This is a genomic window from Amorphoplanes friuliensis DSM 7358, assembly GCF_000494755.1.
In the GTDB taxonomy this organism is placed as follows: Bacteria; Actinomycetota; Actinomycetes; order Mycobacteriales; family Micromonosporaceae; genus Actinoplanes; species Actinoplanes friuliensis.
Window position 1 is genome coordinate 3055274 of the sequence record NC_022657.1, and the last position, 18591, is coordinate 3073864.

19 protein-coding genes, 1 pseudogene and 1 riboswitch are annotated in these 18591 nt (G+C 70.4%); of the genes and pseudogenes, 9 read left to right on the forward strand and 11 right to left on the reverse strand.

The annotated features are described in order from the left end of the window. Positions 1-43: 43 nt before the first annotated feature. Positions 44-721 carry a trimeric intracellular cation channel family protein gene (locus AFR_RS14245; RefSeq protein WP_023361173.1) on the forward strand — a complete coding sequence of 226 codons (678 nt, stop codon included), beginning with the start codon at positions 44-46 and terminating at the stop codon, positions 719-721. Between the two features lie 8 nt (positions 722-729). Here AFR_RS14245 and AFR_RS14250 read toward each other — a convergent pair whose 3' ends face one another. Then, complete coding sequence (locus AFR_RS14250; protein ID WP_023361174.1) at positions 730-1161, reverse strand: GNAT family N-acetyltransferase; 432 nt, start codon at positions 1159-1161, stop codon at positions 730-732. A 110-nt stretch (positions 1162-1271) separates the two neighbouring features. Between AFR_RS14250 and AFR_RS14255 the strand changes: the two genes are divergently transcribed. From AFR_RS14255 to AFR_RS14265, 3 genes are all read left to right on the forward strand, one after another. Continuing rightward, positions 1272-2099, forward strand: a complete 828-nt coding sequence (locus AFR_RS14255; protein ID WP_023361175.1) for a MerR family transcriptional regulator — start codon at positions 1272-1274, stop codon at positions 2097-2099. 163 nt (positions 2100-2262) lie between these two features. Beyond that, a complete protein-coding gene (gene hflX, locus AFR_RS14260) occupies positions 2263-3462 on the forward strand; it encodes a GTPase HflX (protein WP_023361176.1) in 1200 nt (399 codons plus the stop codon). A gap of 32 nt (positions 3463-3494) precedes the next feature. Further along, positions 3495-5234, forward strand: coding sequence for a pyruvate dehydrogenase (locus AFR_RS14265; protein ID WP_202963997.1), 1740 nt, complete (start codon positions 3495-3497; stop codon positions 5232-5234). A gap of 15 nt (positions 5235-5249) precedes the next feature. Here AFR_RS14265 and AFR_RS43605 read toward each other — a convergent pair whose 3' ends face one another. From AFR_RS43605 to AFR_RS14290, 5 genes are all read right to left on the reverse strand, one after another. Continuing rightward, entirely contained in the window at positions 5250-7526 is a 2277-nt protein-coding gene (locus AFR_RS43605; RefSeq protein WP_023361178.1) for a putative bifunctional diguanylate cyclase/phosphodiesterase, read from the reverse strand. A gap of 61 nt (positions 7527-7587) precedes the next feature. Beyond that, complete coding sequence (locus tag AFR_RS14275; protein ID WP_023361179.1) at positions 7588-8235, reverse strand: MSMEG_1061 family FMN-dependent PPOX-type flavoprotein; 648 nt, start codon at positions 8233-8235, stop codon at positions 7588-7590. A 75-nt stretch (positions 8236-8310) separates the two neighbouring features. Beyond that, a complete protein-coding gene (locus AFR_RS14280) occupies positions 8311-8892 on the reverse strand; it encodes a GNAT family N-acetyltransferase (RefSeq protein WP_023361180.1) in 582 nt (193 codons plus the stop codon). A gap of 16 nt (positions 8893-8908) precedes the next feature. Continuing rightward, a riboswitch (SAM riboswitch) is annotated at positions 8909-9021 on the reverse strand. Positions 9022-9048: 27 nt separating this feature from the next. Next, positions 9049-9426, reverse strand: a complete 378-nt coding sequence (locus tag AFR_RS14285; protein ID WP_023361181.1) for a RidA family protein — start codon at positions 9424-9426, stop codon at positions 9049-9051. 68 nt (positions 9427-9494) lie between these two features. After that, positions 9495-10373: an alpha/beta fold hydrolase gene (locus AFR_RS14290; RefSeq protein WP_023361182.1), complete on the reverse strand. Its 879-nt coding sequence runs from the start codon at positions 10371-10373 to the stop codon at positions 9495-9497. 77 nt (positions 10374-10450) lie between these two features. On the opposite strand from AFR_RS14290, the gene AFR_RS14295 reads away from it, so the two are divergent. After that, positions 10451-11104 carry a TetR/AcrR family transcriptional regulator gene (locus tag AFR_RS14295; protein WP_023361183.1) on the forward strand — a complete coding sequence of 218 codons (654 nt, stop codon included), beginning with the start codon at positions 10451-10453 and terminating at the stop codon, positions 11102-11104. On the opposite strand, the gene AFR_RS14300 is transcribed toward AFR_RS14295, so the two are convergent. Next, entirely contained in the window at positions 11105-12274 is a 1170-nt protein-coding gene (locus tag AFR_RS14300) for an outer membrane protein assembly factor BamB family protein (RefSeq protein ID WP_023361184.1), read from the reverse strand. 152 nt (positions 12275-12426) lie between these two features. Here AFR_RS14300 and AFR_RS14305 point away from each other — a divergent pair, with 152 nt between their 5' ends. Next, positions 12427-13452: an NADPH:quinone reductase gene (locus AFR_RS14305; RefSeq protein ID WP_023361185.1), complete on the forward strand. Its 1026-nt coding sequence runs from the start codon at positions 12427-12429 to the stop codon at positions 13450-13452. Here the strand turns inward: AFR_RS14305 and AFR_RS14310 are convergent. Then, positions 13436-13897, reverse strand: coding sequence for a GNAT family N-acetyltransferase (locus tag AFR_RS14310; RefSeq protein ID WP_023361186.1), 462 nt, complete (start codon positions 13895-13897; stop codon positions 13436-13438). The two genes, AFR_RS14305 and AFR_RS14310, sit on opposite strands and share 17 nt — an antisense overlap. A 108-nt stretch (positions 13898-14005) precedes the next feature. Between AFR_RS14310 and AFR_RS14315 the strand changes: the two genes are divergently transcribed. Both AFR_RS14315 and AFR_RS45060 read left to right on the forward strand, forming a co-directional pair. Then, a complete protein-coding gene (locus tag AFR_RS14315) occupies positions 14006-14281 on the forward strand; it encodes a hypothetical protein (protein ID WP_023361187.1) in 276 nt (91 codons plus the stop codon). Further along, a complete protein-coding gene (locus AFR_RS45060; protein ID WP_023361188.1) occupies positions 14262-15173 on the forward strand; it encodes an AraC family transcriptional regulator in 912 nt (303 codons plus the stop codon). The genes AFR_RS14315 and AFR_RS45060 overlap by 20 nt, the downstream gene beginning before the upstream one ends. A 219-nt stretch (positions 15174-15392) precedes the next feature. Here the strand turns inward: AFR_RS45060 and AFR_RS14325 are convergent. Both AFR_RS14325 and tnpB read right to left on the reverse strand, forming a co-directional pair. After that, positions 15393-15686, reverse strand: a pseudogene (locus tag AFR_RS14325) (nitroreductase/quinone reductase family protein); the annotation flags it as partial. A gap of 93 nt (positions 15687-15779) precedes the next feature. Then, on the reverse strand, positions 15780-17150 hold the full coding sequence (tnpB, locus tag AFR_RS14330; protein WP_238547281.1) for an IS607 family element RNA-guided endonuclease TnpB: 1371 nt from the start codon (positions 17148-17150) through the stop codon (positions 15780-15782). 224 nt (positions 17151-17374) lie between these two features. Between tnpB and AFR_RS14335 the strand changes: the two genes are divergently transcribed. Further along, positions 17375-17656 (forward strand): hypothetical protein, encoded by a 282-nt coding sequence (locus AFR_RS14335; protein WP_041840861.1) that lies wholly within the window; start codon positions 17375-17377, stop codon positions 17654-17656. 12 nt (positions 17657-17668) lie between these two features. Here AFR_RS14335 and AFR_RS14340 read toward each other — a convergent pair whose 3' ends face one another. Beyond that, a complete protein-coding gene (locus AFR_RS14340; protein WP_041840862.1) occupies positions 17669-18562 on the reverse strand; it encodes a glycosyltransferase family 2 protein in 894 nt (297 codons plus the stop codon). Positions 18563-18591: the final 29 nt, after the last annotated feature.

Sequence of the window (18591 nt, forward strand, 5' to 3'; positions counted from 1 at the left end):
ACGCGTGACGTGAGCCGGTCCCGAGCGCCCGGAGTGTGAATGCATGACCATCACGTCGTTCCAGGTGGCGTTGTGGATCGAGCTCCTCGCGGCCGGGCTCGGCGGCCTGCAGGGCGCCCTGTTCGCGGCCGGCGAGAGGCATCGCCGCATCGACGTGCTCGGTGTCATCGTGATCGGGCTCGCCGTCTCGCTCGGCGGAAGCCTGCTCCGCGACATCATGCTCAACCAGCCGCCCGTCGTGATCTGGAAGAACTGGTACCTGCTGGTGGCCGGCGCCTCAGCCGTCCTCGGCATGGTCCTGCAGCCGATCTTCGCCCGGGCGGACTGGCTGATCACCGTGCTGGACGCCGTTGTCATGGGACTCTTCGGCGCGATCGGAGCCTCGAAAGCGCTGTCACTCGGTGTCGGCGAGGCCGGCGCACTGGTCGTCGGCATCGTCGGCGCCATCGGAGGCGGAATGCTCCGCGACGTCATCCTGAGCCTGCCGATCTCTTTCCTCCAGGTCGGCACCCTCTATGCCGTGGCCGCCGGGGCAGGCGCCGGCACGCTGATCCTGCTCGCCGAACTCGGCACACCGATCCCGATCGCCGGCCTCGTCTGCGTGGCCGTGACCACCACCGTCCGCCTGGCCGCCATCCGCTTCAACTGGACCTTCCCCGAACAACGCCCGGTCCGCCCCCGGCGATCGAAGAAGCCGTCAGCCACCGAAACCTCTGTCTGAGACGGCCGTCAGCTCTCGAGTCGGTAGACCTTCGAATCTCTCACCTGGAAGCCGAGCTTCTCGTACAGGCGATTGGCAGCCTCGCGTGCCGGCCGTGACGTCAGATCGACTGTTCGAGCCCCGTCGGCCCGGGCAAGCCGAACGGCCGCCTGCGTCAACGCCGCGCCGACGCCATGACCCCGAGCCGCCTCGTCCACCACGACATCCTCGATCCACGCCCTCAGACCGGTCGGGATCGGGAACGTGACCAGCGTCAGCGTGCCGACGATCTCTCCCTCGATCCGGGCGATGAGCAGCCGGTTCCCTTGCCATTCGACCAGAGCGCGCAGAGCCGCAGCGTCCAGGGGCGGGGCTGATCGTGACAGCTGAGGCAGCAACCGTCCGAACGCCTCGACCAAGTCCTCGGTGATGTCCTGGACGACCTCGATGTCGACGCTCATGGCCAACGACTTTAGCCCTGACCCGTACAGATGACCGCGTCGAAGCCGCCGCTGCGGAGGACCAGCCGGTGCGGGGAGAGGGCCAGCCCCGCCTCGGGGGAGGGTTGGGGATGGAGACTGTGACGATGCGCAACGGCTTGACCATCGGTGAGTTCGCCACGGTGACGCACCTCAGCGTGCGGACACTCCGGCGCTACCACGAGTCCGGGTTGCTCGAGCCGGCGAAGGTCGACCCGTTCACGAACTACCGGTATTACGTGCCTGACCAGATCGCCACGGCGCAGGTCATTCATCGGCTGCGGGAGCTCGATGTGCCGCTGGCCGAGGTCAGGTCGATCATCGCGACCGACGATCCGCACCGGCGGGCCGAGCTTGTTGCGGGTCACCTGCGCCGGCTCGAGGCCGCGCTCGACCGTACGCGGGTGGCGGTTGTGTCGTTGCGCCAGTTGTTGGAGCCCGGCGCCGCGGCGCTGGACGTCGAGTTGCGGTCCGTGCCGGTCCGGACGGTGGTCGCCATCAGTGCGGAGGTACGGCTCGAGGACTCGCTCGCGTGGTTCAGCACGGCCATGGGCGAGATCGACGCTGCGTTTCCGCCGGACGAACACACCGGGCCGCCCGGTGGCCGGTACGCCAACGAGCTGTTCGCCGCGGGTGCCGGCGCCATGACGGTCTTCCGGCCGGTTCGCAGCCCGCGCGGTGTCGGCCGGATCGAGGTGGTCGACCTGCCGGCGGCCGATCTCGCCGTGGCTGTTCATGCGGGGCCGCACGACACCATCGACGTCACCTACGGGCGGCTGGGGGACTGGGTCGTCTCGCACGCCCTGGGGATCGACGGGCCCGTGTACGAGACGTACCTGGCGGGTCCCCGTGACACCGCGGACGCCGGCTCCTGGCGTACCGAGATCGGGTGGCCTGTCTTCCGTCTCACTCCCGGTTGACCCAGACCTGGAGGCTGCGGTGACGGACGACCGTGGTGCTGCACCTGAATGGCGCCTCGATCACCCGGCTCGTCATCTAACCGTGAGCGACCAGGCCCGGGTCGCTGCATAGGGTCGCCGTGGGTGGGTAGCCGGGCGCCTACGACGACGAACGGAGGACGTCATGGCGGGCGCGTGGTTGCTGGGAGCCGAGACGCGGGCCACGGCGGACGAACGGCCGCGTGCGGTGCTGATGGCCGTTGTCCAGGACGACCGTACGGACGAGGGCGCACCGGGTACGCCGGCCTCGTTGCGGGAGCTGGAGCGGCTGGCCGACACGGATGGTCTGACCGTGGCCGAGACCCTGGTGCAGAGCCGGGACCGGCCCGACCCGGCGACCTATCTCGGCTCGGGCAAGGCCGGGGAGCTCGCCGCGGCGGTCGAGCGGTGTGCCGCCGACGTGGTGATCGCCGATGGGGAGTTGAGCCCGGGGCAGGCCCGCAACCTGCAGGACAAGGTCGGCGTGCCGGTCGTCGACCGTACCGCCCTGATCCTCGACATCTTCGCCGGGCATGCGCGTACGAGTGAGGGGCGGCTGCAGGTCGAGCTGGCTCAGATCGCGTACCAGCTGCCGAGGTTGCAGGGTGCCGGCCGCAGCATGTCGCGGGTCGGAGGTGGCCGCGTGGTCGGCGGAGCCGGCATGGGTGTGCGTGGTCCCGGTGAGATGCGGCTGGAGATCCAGCGTCGCCGGCTGCGCCGGCGGGCGGCCGGTCTGCGGGAGCAGGTGGCGCGGCTGGGCCGGCGGCGGGAACGCATGCAGTGGCGTCGTACCCGGAACCGGGTCCCCTCGGTGGCGATCACGGGTTACACCAACGCCGGCAAGTCGGCCCTGCTGAACAGGCTCTCCGGGGCTGATGCGCTGACCCAGGACGTCCTGTTCGCCACCCTCGATCCGACGGTGCGCCGGGTGACGGCCCAGGAGCTGCGGTTCACCCTCACCGACACCGTGGGTTTTGTCCGCAACCTGCCGCACCAGCTCATCGAGGCCTTCCGGTCGACGCTCGAGGAGGTCGCCCGCGCCGACCTGGCCCTGCACGTCGTCGACGCGTCCGCAGCCGACGCGCTCAGTCAGATCTCCACGGTCCACGAGGTGTTGCGGGAGATCGGCGCCGGGCAGGTGCCGGAGATGCTCGTGCTCAACAAGATCGACGTGGCGTCGCCGGAGACGGTTTCCGCACTGCGGCGGGTGTACCTGGACGCCCTGCAGGTGTCCGCGCTCACCGGTGCCGGCATCAACGAACTCCGTGACGCCCTCGCGGGCCGTCTCCAGGAGCGTGAGGCGCAAAGATCCGCCGGTACGAGTGGCACGCCGTCGCCGGGGTAAGCGCCGTAGCACGCGAACAAATGGAGGCGTCGGTGTTCGGTAACAAGCAGACCGTGGCGGAGCAGCTGGTCGCGCTCCTGGTGCAGGCCGGCGTACGCCGGGTCTACGGCATCGTCGGCGACAGTCTCAACGCGTTCAGTGATGCGATCCGCCGCAACGACGACATCGACTGGGTGCACGTGCACAACGAGGAGGCCGCGGCGTTCGCGGCCTCGGCCGAGGCCCAGCTGACCGGGGAGCTGGCCGTCTGTGCCGGCAGCTGCGGGCCCGGCAACACGCACCTCATCCAGGGCGTGTTCGACGCGCACCGGATGGGCGCGCCGGTGCTGGCCATCGCCTCGCACATCGCGTCGACGGAGATCGGCACCGGCTTTTTCCAGGAGACCGACCCGAAACGCCTCTTCGAGCAGGCCAGCCACTGGGTCGAGATGCTCAGCGTGCCGCAGCAGATGCCCCGGATGGCGCGGATCGGCATTCAGCACGCGGTCGGCCTGCGCGGTGCCGCGGTCCTGGTCGTTCCGGGTGACGTACTTGCGGCCAAGACCGACAACGACCTCGGTACGGGCCACTACGCGACCGGCCGGGTCCTCGGCGCGCCGCCACCGGCGGTCATCGACGAGCTGGCCGAGCGCATCAACCGCGCCGAGAAGGTCGCGATCTTCGGTGGCATCGGCTGCGCCGGATCACGCGACGAGGTGCTGCAGCTCGCGGCGGCGGTGAACGCGCCGGTCGGGCACAGCCTGCGCGGCAAGGAGACGTTGCAGTACGACAACCCGTACGACGTCGGCATGTCGGGGCTGCTCGGCTACGGCGCCTGTTACGACGCCTGCCACGAGGCGGACCTGCTGCTGATGTTCGGCACCGACTTCCCGTACCGGCAGTTCCTTCCGCAGAAGAACACGATCCAGGTCGACATCGACCCGTCACGCATCGGCCGGCGTACTCCGCTGGAGCTGGGTGTCGTCGGTGATGTCGGGGCCACCATCCGCGCCCTGCTGCCCAAGCTGCAGCCGAAGGGGCGCGAGTTCCTCGACCGGATGCTGCACAAGCATGGGGAGAAGCTCGACCACGTGGTGAACGCGTACACCCACGGGGTCGAGGACATGACGCCGATGCACCCCGAGTACGTCGCCGCGGTCCTCGACGACGAGGCGGCCGACGACGCCGTCTTCACCGCGGACACCGGCATGTGCAGCAGCTGGGCGGCCCGCTACGTCACGATGAACGGCCGCCGGCGCCTGCTCGGCTCGTGGGTGCACGGCTCGATGGCCAACGCGCTGCCGCACGCGATCGGTGCCCAGCTCGTCGATCGTCGCCGCCAGGTCGTCGCAATGTCTGGTGACGGGGGACTGGCCATGCTGCTCGGCGAGCTGCTCACCGTGCGTACCCATCAATTGCCCGTCAAGGTCGTGGTCTTCAACAACTCCAGCCTGGCCATGGTGCGGCTCGAGATGATGGTCTCCGGCGACCCCGCCTTCGAGACCGACCACGACCAGGTCGACTTCGCGGCCATCGCCCGGGCCATGGGCTTTTTCACGGTACGCGTGGAGAAGCCCGCCGACCTGCGCGGTGCCCTGCGCTCCGTGCTGGATCACGACGGCCCGGCGCTGCTCGACGTGGTCACCGACCCCGCGGCCCTGGAGATCCCCCCGCACATCACCAAGGAGGAGATGACGGGATTTGCGCTGTCGGTGGGCCTGACCGTCCTCTCCGGCGGTGTCGGGCAGATGGCGCACGTGGCGCGGGCCAACCTCCGCAACATCCCCCGGTGACGACGCCGAGGTCCGTCAGCTGCCCACCACGGCGCTGAACTGCCGGCGGATCACGGCGGTCGCCTCGGGTGGCGGGAGGGGACGGTAGAAGTAAAAGCCCTGCCCGACCCCGCAGCCCATGTCGATCAGGGCAGCCGCCTGGTCGGGGGTCTCGATGCCCTCGGCCACGACGGTCATCCTGAAGGCCTCACCGAGGTGGACCACCGCTTCGCAGACCGAGCGGGCCTCGGCGTCGTCGGCGATGCCGGTCACGAACGAGCGGTCGATCTTGAGGATGGTGACGGGCAGGCGGCGCAGGTAGCTCAACGCCGAATAGCCGGTGCCGAAGTCGTCGACCGCCAGCTCGATGCCGAGATCACGCAGGGCCTCCAGGCGACCGATGGTGAGCGGATCGGGCTGCAGGATGACACTCTCGGTGATCTCGAGGGTGAGGCGGTCCGCCGGGAAACCGGTCTCGGTCAGGATCGCCTCGACGGTCTGCACCAGGTCGGCCTGGGCAACCTGCTTCGGGGACAGGTTCACCGACAGCCGCAGAGCCTCGGCGCCGGGGGACTCGGCGCGCCAGCCGGCCGCCTCCCGGCAGGCTGCGCGCAGCACCCAGGCGCCCAGCGGCACGACCGCGCCGGTCTCCTCGGCAAGATCGATGAACTCGCCGGGGCCCAGCAGACCACGCGCCGGATGGTTCCACCGGACCAGGGCCTCGACCCCGCGGATCTCACCGGTGGCCAGGGCGACGGCAGGCTGGAAGTACACCACCAGCTCGTCGTTGGCGACGGCTTGGCGCAACTCGGCTTCGCGGGCCCTGGTGTCCATCACGGTCGAGTAGTACTCGTAGCGGCCGCGGCCGGCGCGCTTCACCGCGTACAGGGCGGTGTCGGCCTGCATCAGCAGGGTCTCGCCCGAGGCGTGCGGATCGTCGCGGACCACCACACCGATGCTCGCCTCGACCATCAGCACGTGCTCGCCGAAGATCACCGGCGTGCGGAGTGCCTCCAGCAGGCGGGCAGCGACCACTCCCGCGGTCTCCCGGTCCGGCAGGTCCTGGACGAGGACGGCGAACTCGTCACCGCCGAGCCGGCCGGCCAGGTCACCGCTCCGGACCACGGACCGCAGAGCAGCGGCCGCGGCGACCAGCACGGCATCACCCGCTTCGTGGCCGAACGTGTCGTTGATGGGCTTGAACCGGTCGAGGTCGATGAGCATGATCGCGGTGTGCCGGCCCGGCCGGATCGGCCGGCGGGCGAGCTGTTCCAGGCGCTCGGTGAGCAGGGTGCGATTGGCCAGCCCGGTCAGACCGTCGGTGACCGCCATCTCCCGGTTGTCGCGCAACGCGTGCATCTGGCGGGCCATCACCAGCAGGGTCAGCACGGCAGAGCCCAGGATCATGCCCCCGTACGGGTTGAGCGGCAGGTGCGACGACTGCTCGGCGATCAGCAGGTAGGCGGCGATGCCGGCCGCGTACGGCAGGATGAAGACCACGTTGCGGTCGGCGCGCCGGGGCGCGGCGTTGCGCGGCCGGCGGTACTGCTGGTCGGCCGCCAGCACCAGCAGGAAGCAGCCGGCCAGCCACAGCAGATCCACCCAGGAGCCGCCGGTGAACCCACCGTTCAACTGGATCCAGCTGTACGAGACATCGGCGGTCACGGTCAGCGCGATCGCCCCGGCCAGCAGCCGTACCGGGGCGGGGGCCTCCGGCTGATGACGCCGCAGCAGGGCAGTCGACATGGCCAGCACGAGCAGCAGGTCACCGATCGGCAGCGCGGCCGTGAACAACCGCTCCCACCGCGTCAGGCCCGTCGCGTGCAGAATCGGTCCGAGCAGCAGATACCAGATGGCGATGAATCCACCGGCGCCGACGATCAGCGCGTCCAGCGCCAGCCTCTGCCGGTCCCGGCGGCGCCGGTACTGGCCCGGAAGCATCAGCAACCCGGCGAACATCAACGGCGAGAAGAGCAGGAAGCAGTAATCGGCGGTCAAGGGATAACCGGTGACGTGCAGGACATGGTTCTGAACGAACCAGGCGCAGTGCGCCGCCAGCTGGCAGCCGAAAGCGACGGTGATCACCTGCCAGGCGCGCCGGGTCCGCGGTTCCTGCCGCTTCGACAGCGCCACACGGGCGCCGAGCACGGTGAAGACGAGCGCCAGCGGGACGTACGAGGCGTCAGTGACAAACGTGCTGACCTCGGCACCACCCCACCCGCCGAAGAACCAGGCCTGTTGCACGACAAGCAGCACCGCGCAGGCGAGCACGCTCGCGGCGGCTGCCCGGCCGGTCCTGATCCAGGTCCCCATCACCGACCTGTTCGGCCGCAAACAACCGATCGTGAGCTGTTTCCGCCACCGTGGCGCTCGTTCACTCGTAGCGGTACTTGAGAGCGTCCGCCTCCACCTGCTGGATGTCGGCGATCGTCAGCTCCGGCCTCCGCAGCTGGGCCAGCGTCACCTCGGCCGAGGTCGGCTGGGCGTCGGCCGGCAACCACTGCTCCGGCTTCCACGCGCCACTGCGCAGGAACGCCTTGGGGCAGTGGGGGTAGACCTCGTCGATGCCGACCACCAGCGCACTGGCCGGCGGCTTGCCCACGGCGGTCAGCTGCGCCAGCAGTTCGGGGCGGGTGGAGATGCAGGCCCGGCCGTTCACCCTCAGCGTCGTCGTCCGCCCCGGAATGACGAACATCAGCCCGGCCCGCCCGGTGGCAATGACGTTCTGCCAGCTGTCCAGACGCTTGTTGCCGGTCGCGTCCGGAACCGCCACCGTCCGCGCATCCAGCACGGCGACGAACCCGGCCGGGCCGCCACGCGGGGAGACGTCACAATTTCCCCCGGCGTCCACGCTGGCCACCAGGACCAGCGACGAGCAGCTGATCAGCCGCCGGGTCTGCTCGGTGAGCTCGGTCATCTGCTTGCGCACAGCCGAGTCGTTGGGCAGCTCGTAGACCCGCCGCAACGCCTCCTGATCGGCCAAGGCATCACATCGCAACGAGTCGAACGCATCGTCGGTCATGCGGCCGACCCTAGCGGACCACCGCCGACCGCTCGTCGTTCTCGGACGTGGGCACGGGAGAAGGCGACGGCGGGCTCAATCGGGCGGCGCGGTGGCGCTCGCCAGGCGGGTAGCGTCCGGCCAGCTCATCCGGAACTTGCCCGGAGATCCGTTGAGCAGCGCGGGATCACCGAGGGGAGCGGCGGCGATGCCCTTCTCCACCCGGACGCCACCGCAGGCCTGATAGAACCCCTGTGCCCGGGTGTTCTGCTCGAGCACCCACAGGTACAGCGCGGGAGACGCGGCTCTGGCCAGGACTGCCCGGGCGGCGTAGGCCATCAGTTCGGTGCCGATGCCGGAGCGGTGCACCGAGTGCTCGACGTGGAGGTTGTCGACGAGGCTGCCCCAGCGCGGGTCGGCGTCGAGAACAACGTGGACGAAGCCGGCCAGCCGGCCGCCGCTCTCCGCGAGGATCGTGGCCGTTCCGGCGGGGGAGGCGAGCCGCGCCGACCACACCGCGGTGCGTTCGGTCAGCAGATCGCCGTCCAGGTACGCGTCGGCATAGGCACCCCGGTAGTGCCGCCGCCAGCTGTCGGCGTGCAGCGCGGCGATGCGGCCGGCATCGCCGGGTCCGGCGGGGCTGAAAGCGACGAACTCGGGCACAGGGGAAACGGACACGGTGACAAGCTCCTCGGCCGGCGGCTTGCCGGGCAGGTATGCGCGGCCAGGTCGTCACCCGGAGCACCCCGCCCGCGAGCGGAGGGTTGCCGGCCAGCAAGCCGGGGCTGTGCGCTGGCACTCATGACCTTCGCGAAAAACCTAGCACCGGCCCCGTCAGCCGACGAAGGCGGTCATACGGATCGACACGAGAACGCCAGGCAGTTCGACGCCGAGTTTCGCGACGTAGCGCGTCGGCGGCGAAGCGGAGAACCAGGTCGCGTACTCCTCGTTCATGCCGGCAAAATCGGCTGGATCGGTCAGGAGCACACCCACCTCGACGATGTCCTCCCAGGCGGCGTCGGCCGCCTGCAGAACGGTGCGACAGTTGGCGAGCGCCTGTCGTGTCTGGTCGCCGATCGTCGGTCCGGCCATGCTTCCGGTGGTCACGTCGAGGCCGACCAGCCCCGAGACGTACACCAGACCGCCGGCTTTCACCGCCTGGCTGTACAACGGTGAGCTGGGCGCGTCGGGAGTGCTCACGATCTGTCGCATGGCGTCAAGCTAGCCCTCGCGTACGAGGTCGGCGGTCGGCCGGACGGTTCGACCTTCCCGTGACCGGCTCAGCCGGCCAGGGCGCGGAGCTCGCGGACCACAGTGGACCAGATCTCGCGGGGGAGGTCGTGACCGGTGCCGGGCAGTTCGACGTAGCGGGCGTCCGGCACCAGCGCGGCGATGCGGCGCCCGGCCGAGGGACGACACAGCGGGTCCTTCTCGCCGTGCAGCACCAGTGTGGGCACGCTGAGTTCGCGCAGGCGGGGGCCGTGCCAGGAGGCGCTGGTCTGCCGGGCCTGGGCGCGGCTGTCGCGGACCCCGCTGGGCAGGCCGGCGTCGAGTTCGCGTTCCACGCGCAGGCGGGCGTCGTCCTCGTCGAACGGGTAGTCGGGTGAGGCGACCGCCCGCAGCAGTTCCAGGCCGGCCGCTATGTCGCCGTCGCGGCCGGCCGGCTGGCGCATGCGGGCCAGGCGGACCAGGAACGGCAGCCGGATGTAGCGGAGAACAGCCAAGCCGCGAGCGTCACTGGGCACAGCCGCGTACGTGGTCAGGGTTTGCACCCGCTCGGGGTGGCGTAGTGCGGTGCGCTGGGCGACCAGGCCGCCCTGGGAGATGCCGAAGAGGTGGGCGCGCTGCCAGCCGAGCGCGTCGAGCACGGCGACGGCGTCGTCGGCCATGTCCTCGGCGGTGTACGCGAGCGGCCGGCGACGCAGCAGGCCGGTCAGCGGGTCGGACGCCGGGGCGTCGTCGAAGTGGGTGGAGCCGCCGGAGTCGCGTCCGTCGAAGCAGGCCACGTGGAAGCCGGCGCCGATCAGTGCGGCGACCAGGCCGTCGGGCCAGTAGAAGCGGGAGACTCCGAGGCCCATGAGCAGCAGCAACGGGTCACCACCGGCGCCGCCGAGGTCGTCGGCAGCGAGGTGCACGTCGCCGTTACTTGCGATCATCATCGCCTCACCAGATCGGGAACGGTGTTCGCGAACACCGTAGCCGCAACGGTAAGGTGGGCGCAACGGGAAGGGGTGCCATGGAGGCGGTGCCGGTCTGGCTGCGGGAACGGCGTACGGGAGTGGGACGGCCCGCGGAGCGGTCCCGGGCGGAGGTGACCGCCGCGGCGATCGCGCTGGCCGATCGGGAGGGTCTGGCCGCGGTCTCGATGCGCCGCGTCGCCGCCGAGCTGGGCACCGGTGCGGCGTCGCTCTATCGCTATGTCGACAGCCGCGACGACCTGCTCGACCTGATGACCGACGAGGTGGCGGCCGCCTATCAGTTCCCGGAGCCGGGTGGTCCGTGGCTGCCGGCCCTGCTCGAAGTGGGCCGGCAGGGGCACGAGCTCATGCTGAAGCACAGCTGGCTGCCGGAGCTCGTGCTCACCCGGTCGGCGCTCGGCCCGCACGGCACCGACCTGCTCGAGCACGTTCTGGCGGTTCTCGACGGGCACCCGGCGGACGTGGGGCGCAAGCTCGAGGCGTTCGCCGTGCTGACCACGCTCGCCGCCGCGATGGCCTTGAACAAACGCAACGAGGGCGCCCGGCAGAGGCAGGGCGCGTACCTCGCTCATGCGATCGCGGCGGGCCGGCACCCTCACCTGACAGCGGCACTGACAGGCGGTTCGCTGGTGTCGGCCCCCCGCTTCGAGGACACGCTGTCGCGGGTTCTCGCAGGCCTGCTGGGGGAGTGATCAGGGCGCGTACGCCGTGACCGCCGCCCCGGTCGCGCCGTAGAGCCGACCGTTCGCCACGAGCGGAGCATCCCGCAGCGCCGAGGTGGTCGCGGCGAGCTGGATCGCCTTGCCGGTGGCCGTCTCGAACGCCGTCAGAGGGTGGTCCTTGCCCCGCCAGCCGTAGACCACGCCGCCGCCGATCGAGGTGATGATGGGAGCGTTCTCGGCGAAGGTGGCCGTCCACACCTTGTGGCCGTCGACCGCGTCCACGGCGATCAGTTCGTTGTCGTAGGTGTGCAGGTAGACACGTTCGCCGTCGGTGGCGAATCCGAACGTCCCGCCATGGGTCGGGAACGTCTCGAGAGTCGCTCCGGTGGCCGCGTCGACGCTGCGGATCTGCTCGTCCGGCCCGCACCGCATGTAGAACGTCGAGCCGTTCGGGGACGCGCCGATCGGGGTGAAGCACCCGGCGCCGGCCGTCCACAGCGTCTTGCCCGTGGTGACGTCGACCGCGGTTGTCTTGTCCTCGCCGACCACCAGGATCCTGCCGCCTGCGGCCACGGTTTCACCGCCGATCGACCCCACGCGCGCCCAGACCGGCGTGCCGTCGGTGATCCGGTACGCCCTGATGGCGTACTTGCTGATGGTCGCGTCCCACACACCCCCGACCACGATGCCCTTGTCGACGAGCGTGCCGTACATGGTCTCCGGAATGCGCTTGGAATAGAGGACCTTGCCGGTCTTCACGGCCTGGGCGCTCAGGAAGGTCTTGCCGGACCGGCAGTCCCGGGACTGGGCGACGAGCCTGGTCCCCGCGATCGCGGTGAGGCTGATGTCCGTCTTCTTGCCGGTCGCGGGTGTCTGCCAGACCCGCTTGCCGGTGCTCGCGTCATAACCGCTGATCCGGTACGACGCAGCGGTGACCAGCCGGTTGCCGCCGACCAGGGGCTCGCCGGCCGTGGCGCAGGTGGCATCGGCGAGCGGCACCTTCCAGCGCGGCTTGAGTTTGGGGGCGACCGCGGGGGTCAGGCGCGTCTCGCCCGGGTTGTAATGGTCGCCGGTCGCGTTGGCCTCGGGCTGCCCCCAGGCGTCGGGAGCCGCCGCTGCGGCCGGACCCACGGCGGGGATCTGGCCGGCGGTGGCGCCGATCGCGGCGATGACAACTGCCGCCAGGCAACGACGGTTCACGGTGACTCCTCAGAACGGGACATGAAGATCACCGTATGGACAAATGTCGCGTATGGACACGCACCGGGCGGAGTGCTCACCCGGTCGAGCGACTTGCGTCACCTCCGGCCGTACGCGGGTTATCGACGTCCGTGAGGGTTAACATCCGGAGGATGAAGGCCATCACCTACCGCGGCAACGGCGGAACCGACGTCCTCGAGCTGGTCGACCGGCAGGTGCCGGATCCCGGCCCGGGTGAGGTGCGTGTCCGCATCGCCGTCTCCGGCGTCAATCCGACGGACTGGAAGACCCGCTCCGGTGTGACCAACCCGCTGCAGTTCCCCGAGATCGTCCCGCACCTCGACGGCGCGGGGACGATCGACGCGGTCGGTGAGGGCGTCGACCCGGGCCGCGTCGGTCAGCGGGTCTGGGTGTTCATGGCGACGGCCGGACGGCCGACCGGGACAGCCGCCGAGTTCAGCGTGGTGCCGGCCGAGCTGGCCGCGCCGCTGTCCGACGAGGCGAGCTTCGACCTCGGCGCCTCGCTCGGTGTGCCCGCGCTGACCGCACACCGGGCGCTGACCGTGGACGAGGACGGTCCCCGGCGGCTCGCGCCCGGCGCCCTGGACGGCAAGATCGTGCTGGTCGCGGGTGGCGCCGGAGCTGTCGGGCATGCGGCGATCCAGCTGGCCCGGTGGGCCGGTGCCACGGTGATCAGCACCATCAGCGGTCCGGAGAAGGCTCGCCTGGCCGAGGCCGCCGGCGCCCACCACGTGATCAACTACCGCGAGGGTGACCCCGTCGCGGACATCCGCAAGATCGCCCCCGACGGGGTCGACGTTGTCGCCGAGGTTGCGCTCGGTGCCAATCTCGCCCTCGACCTGGCCGTTCTCCGTACGCGCGGCACGATCGCAACGTACGCGAACGACGGCGGCAAGCCGGTCGAGCTGGAGGTCCGGCCGAACCTGATGCTGAACACCCGCTTCCAGTTCGTGCTGCTCTACACGGTCGGCTCCGAGGCGCTCGCCGCAGGCGCCGAGGACGTGTCCGCCGCGGTCGCCGACGGCGCACTGCCGGTCGGTGCCGAGCACGGCCTGCCCCTGGTCCGCTTCCCGCTCGAGCGCACCGCCGACGCCCACCAGGCCGTCGAGGACGGCGCCGTCGGCAAGGTCCTCGTCGACGTCACTGCCGGTGCATGATGTGGCCGGTGGCGGTGAAAGCCTCGTTGCCGACCAGTGACCCCGTACGGGTCTCCGTGATGGTGAAGCCCTCACTCAGGTAGAGCCCCAGCGCAGCCGTGTTGCCGTCGAGCACCGTGACCTCCACCCGGGGCCCGGCGGCCGCGAGCGCGTGGCGCAGGAGTGCGCGGCCGACACCCTGGCGGTACCGCTGCGGATCGACGTACAACCAGGTGACCTCGTCGTCCTCGACGGCGACAAAACCGGCCACGCTCCCGCCGACGTCGGCGACCCACAGCTGACCGTCGAACAGGCCCTCACCCTCGGCGGTCTGCGCGAGCGTCAGGAACGCCTCCACACCGACGGAGTCCCGCAGCTCGTCGAGACGGGCGGCGTCGTGGATGGCCGCGATCGCCGCCCAGTCACCCTCCGCATAGGACCGGATCGTGACGTTCGTGCTCCCCATGCCCGTGATCCTCCCATCCGCCTGTCCCGCTATGTCACCGCCCACGGCTACGACAACGACTGGGCTCACCGGGCACCGGCCGCCTTCGAGTCGGCCGGCCTGACCGACGTGCGCTTCCGATCGTCCGGCGCTGGCTGGCGTGGCGGCGGCGCGGGCTGCCGCCTGCTGCTGGCCGGACTCCCTCAGCTGCGCACCAGTCTGCTGACCCACGGCTTCACCGACGACGACCTGACGGCGACCGCCGCGGCGCTGGCCGACCCCCGGCTGCTGCTCAACGGCTTCCTGTTCACCCAGACCAGCGGCCGCCTGACAACAGCGCAAGAATCGTCAAGGTGCGGCGCCACCCGGGCGGTAGCGTCTTCTCGTGCCGTCGGGAACCCGTGAACTGCTGCAGCTGCTCGCCGCGATCAACGCCCGGTTGAGCGGGGATGTCTCGCTGCCGGTGCTGGCGGCGTGGGCTCACCGGTCCCGGTTCGACCTGCACCGCCGGTTCCGGCGGCTGGTCGGCGAAACACCGAAGGCCTACACCACGCGGGTCAGGCTGGCCCGTGCCGCGGCCGGTCTGGTGTCCGGCGACCGCCGGGTGGCGGTGATCGCCACCGACCACGGGTTCGCCGGCCACGAGGTCTTCACCCGCGCCTTCACCCGTCACTTCGACCGCAGCCCGCTGCGCTACCGCGCCCACGGTTTGCACGTCCCGGGCCGGCGTACCGCCGCAGTGCACGCTTCGGCGGTGGGCTCGGCGGCGCCCTGCATCAGCCTGTACCACCTTCGCCTCACCGAGAGGAAACCACCTGTGCCGCTGAACATCTCGGTTCGTGACGTGCCTGCCTTCCACGCCCTCGTGATGCGTCGCCGGGTCACCCGCGACGAGATCGCGACCGCGCTCGCCGAATCTCTCCCGCGGGTGTTCGGGTACGCCCAGCAGCACGGCCTAGCCATCACCGGACCACCGTTCGCCCGCTATCCCGAGGTGGGGATGGGCTCGTTGGTCATCGAGGGCGGCATCACCATCGCCGGGCCTTCGCCGACAGCCCTCGACGACGGGATCGAGGCGCTCACCGTCCCGGCCGGGCGGGCGGTGGTGGCCGTGCACCGGGGTCCCTACGACACCCTGCCGGAGTCGTACCAGGAGATCGAGAAGTGGATGCGTGACCAGCACCTGTCGGCGGCGGGAGCGCCCTGGGAGACCTACCTGACCGATCCCGGGGAACGCCCGGACCCGGCTACCTGGGAGACCGAGATCGTCCAGCCCGTGCAGGCAGCGAACAGCTGATCAGAGTGTGAAAAGCGGCCCGGCGCACGAGGCGCCGGGCCGCTGAAGCTGGGTCGGTGTGCAGGTCGCCGGAAGGCGAGTGGCGCAACGCGGCTCCAGCCGGACGGTATTCCGCGAAGGCAATGGGGTGAGGCCCTGGGACACTGGGCACACCGACACTTCTGTCAACCGGCCGGCACCTCAGGACAATCCCGCTGCGGTTGTGACGACGGCAACAGCTCAGGCGGAGGGCGGCACGTGGAGGCGCACGACCGGGAACTGCCGGTCGGTCTTCTTCTCGTAGTCGTAGGCGTCCGGCCAGTAGTCACGCCAGACCTCGTAGAGCTCTTCCCAGTCCGGAGCGCCCGGCCGGACCACCTCGTAGTCCACCTCGAAGGTCGCCGCTCCGAGCTCGATCGTCGCCGGGCCGGTCGCGGTCTCGAGGTTGGCGACCCACTGTGGATCCTCCGGGGCGCCGGCGCCGCTGCCGCAGACCACGTACGTGTCCGCGTCGGGCGCCGCGACCAGCGGCGTGACGAACTCCTGGCCGGACCGGCGCCCGACCTGGTTGCAGCAGCACGAGGGTCTTGCCGTTGCCGTTGAGTGCTCGTGAGTGCTTTTGAGCGCTCATGCGGCAGTCGCTCCTTGCGCAGCGACGGTCCCGGTCTTGTCCACGGTATTGACCGTGGTGCCGGGTTGACGCTTCGCAGCCTCTTGCCCGCCAAGGCGGGTCTTACGGATGGCTCCACGTCCTGCCACCGGGCCACTCCCGGCAGGGTCGAACTCGGCCGCGAGGGCGGCCAGGTTACGGGCGGCGTTGAAGTCCCGGTTAAGGACCAGCCCGCAGGTGGTGCAGTAGTAAGTGCGTTCGGCGAGGGTCAGCTTGGTTTTCACCGCACCACAGGCCGAGCAGGTTTTCGAGGACGGGTACCAGCGGTCGGCGACCAGCAACCGGCCGCCGTTCCACACGGTCTTGTAGGCGAGTTGTCGGCGGATCTCGGCGAAGCCGGCGTCAGCGATGCGCCGGGCCAGCCGACGGTTGGCCAGCATGCCGCTCACGTTGAGGTCTTCCACCACGACAATGCCGTAACGGGTGGCCAGACCGGTGGTGAGCTGGTGCAGGCCGTCACGGCGCAGGTTCGCCACCCGGGCATGAGCCCGGCCCAACCGGGCCGCGGCACGCGCCCAGCGTTTCGACGGCTGCGCCCTCGTGCGCCGATCCGGGCCCTGCTTGCGTGACATCGCCCGCCCGAGCGCGCGGAGCCGAACCTGCGCCGTCTCAAGATGGCGCGGGTTGTCGATCATTTCGCCGGTGGACAGCACCGCAAGGTGGGTGATGCCAACGTCCACACCGACCACCAAGTCCGGCCATACCGGGGCCCGTTCGGTGCGGTCGACCTCGACGGTGAACGCGACATGCCACCGCCCGCTCTCGCGCCGGAGGGTCGCCGACAGGATTCGCGCTGTGCCGGCCTCGAGCCGGCGGGCCAGCTTGCGCGCCGACTCATGCAGCTTCAACCGGCCCAACCTTGGTAACGCCACGTGCATCCGGTCGGGCTCGACCCGGATCGCGCCGGTCGTGAACCGCACCGACGGCGTCGACCGGCGCCTGGATTTGAACCGCGGGAACCCGACCTTGCGGCCGGCGCGCTCACCGCGGCGGGAGCCGGCCCAGTTCCTCAACCCTCGGGCCAGGGCGTCCAAGCCGGTATTGAATGCTTCCTTCGACACCTGCCCCCACCACGGCGCCACCACGGCCTTCTCAGCGTTCCAGGCCCTACGTAGCGCGGGAAGCGACCAGCCCAGTGCCGGCGTCAGGACCTCGTCGGCGATCCCGTAGGAACGTTCCGCGGCCCGCTGATCCATCACCGCTTTCACCCGGGCCAACGCCCAGTTGTGCGCGACCCGGGCCGCACCGGCGTGCGCGAGGACCTGCCGCTGCTGCGACGAGGTGAGGTCAAGCGCGAACCGGTACGCCTGCATCACCCTCAACACCACCACCCCCTCCCTCGTGCCCGACCATCATGGACGGCAGGTATGACAATCTCCCGAACCCACGAGCGGAGCTATACCATCTGAGCGCACCATCGAATGCTCGAGACCACTCGAATGGCAGCAGTTGGCAACCCTCCCAATGCTCGCCGACAACATCGTCGTTCGCGCGAAATCTTCTGATGATGCTGTCGTTGATTATCCGGTCGTGGCGCGGGCACACGGCGGCCATGGCCAGAGCGACAGCGGCGTCGAGTCAGTGGATCGACGACAACGGTGTGCGGCAGCCCGGTGGTGAGGTGCACGCCTGGGAGCCCGGTACGAATCAGACCGTGTGCGGTCTCGCGTTGAGCCGGTCACGGCTGCGGCGTTTTCCGCACGTGGTCTTCGACTTCCGGGCCACCGACCAGATCACCGCAGCCGACGAGGTGCGCTACATCTGCCCGCGCTGCGTGGCGGCGACAACCCGGCGCGGGGAGAGGTCCTGGACGCGTACCGCTCCCCGGCCGTGAGCCGTTCCGAGCTCAGACGTAGCGCCGCGCCGTCGAGGCACGCTGGGCGGCGTCGAGCGGGGCCAGGCGTGCCTCGACCGAGCGTGGCCGGGTGCGGCGGCGGGTCAGCACCCAGGGCAGGCCGCGGACGGCGTCCCACCAGGCCAGGGCCGAGATGCGGTCGTGCGGTGCCGTGACGGCCAGGAAAAGCGTACGGCGCAGGGCCGGTGCCAGTGGCCGGCGCAGCCAGGTGAACCACAGGGTGTTGCGCAACCCGTCGCGGCGGCGCCGGACGGTGTCGCGGATCGGCGAGGCGGCGTGGTGCACCACCAGATCCTCGAGGTAGCAGATCTCCCAGCCGGCACTGAGCAGGTCGGTGGCCAGCAGTTCCTCCTCACCACCGAGCCACAGCCGGGAGCTGAAGCCGCCGACCGCCCGGAAGGCGTCCCGCCGCACCACGGAGGCGCCGGCGAGGAAACTGCCGAGGGCGGGGCCGGGGAGCCAGTCCGGTCCGGGCACGGGGGAGTCGCGCAGTTCCGCAACGATCGAGTCCTCGCGGCCGCTGGGCTCGACGACGATGCGGGCGTTGAGCACGGCGAGCTGCGGATGGGCGTCGAGGACGTCGGCGGCCGTGGTCAGGCTGCCGCTCTCCCACCAGGTGTCGTCGTCGCAGAACGCGACATACGGCGTGGTCAGCCGCCCGACGCCGAGGTTGCGCCCGACGGCACCCGCGTTCCAGGCCAGCGCCAGCACGTCGACCTGGGGAAACCTGGCGCGGACGGCGTCGGCCGTACCGTCGGTGGAGCCGTTGTCGACCAGCACGACCGGCGGTTGTTCGGGCAGGGCGACCAGACGCTCGACCGCGGCGAGCGCCTCGTCCCTGCGCTGGTGGGTGATGATCACAACCCCGGTACGCGAGTCAGCCATGGCAGCGTGCGGTACCCGAACTGCCGCAG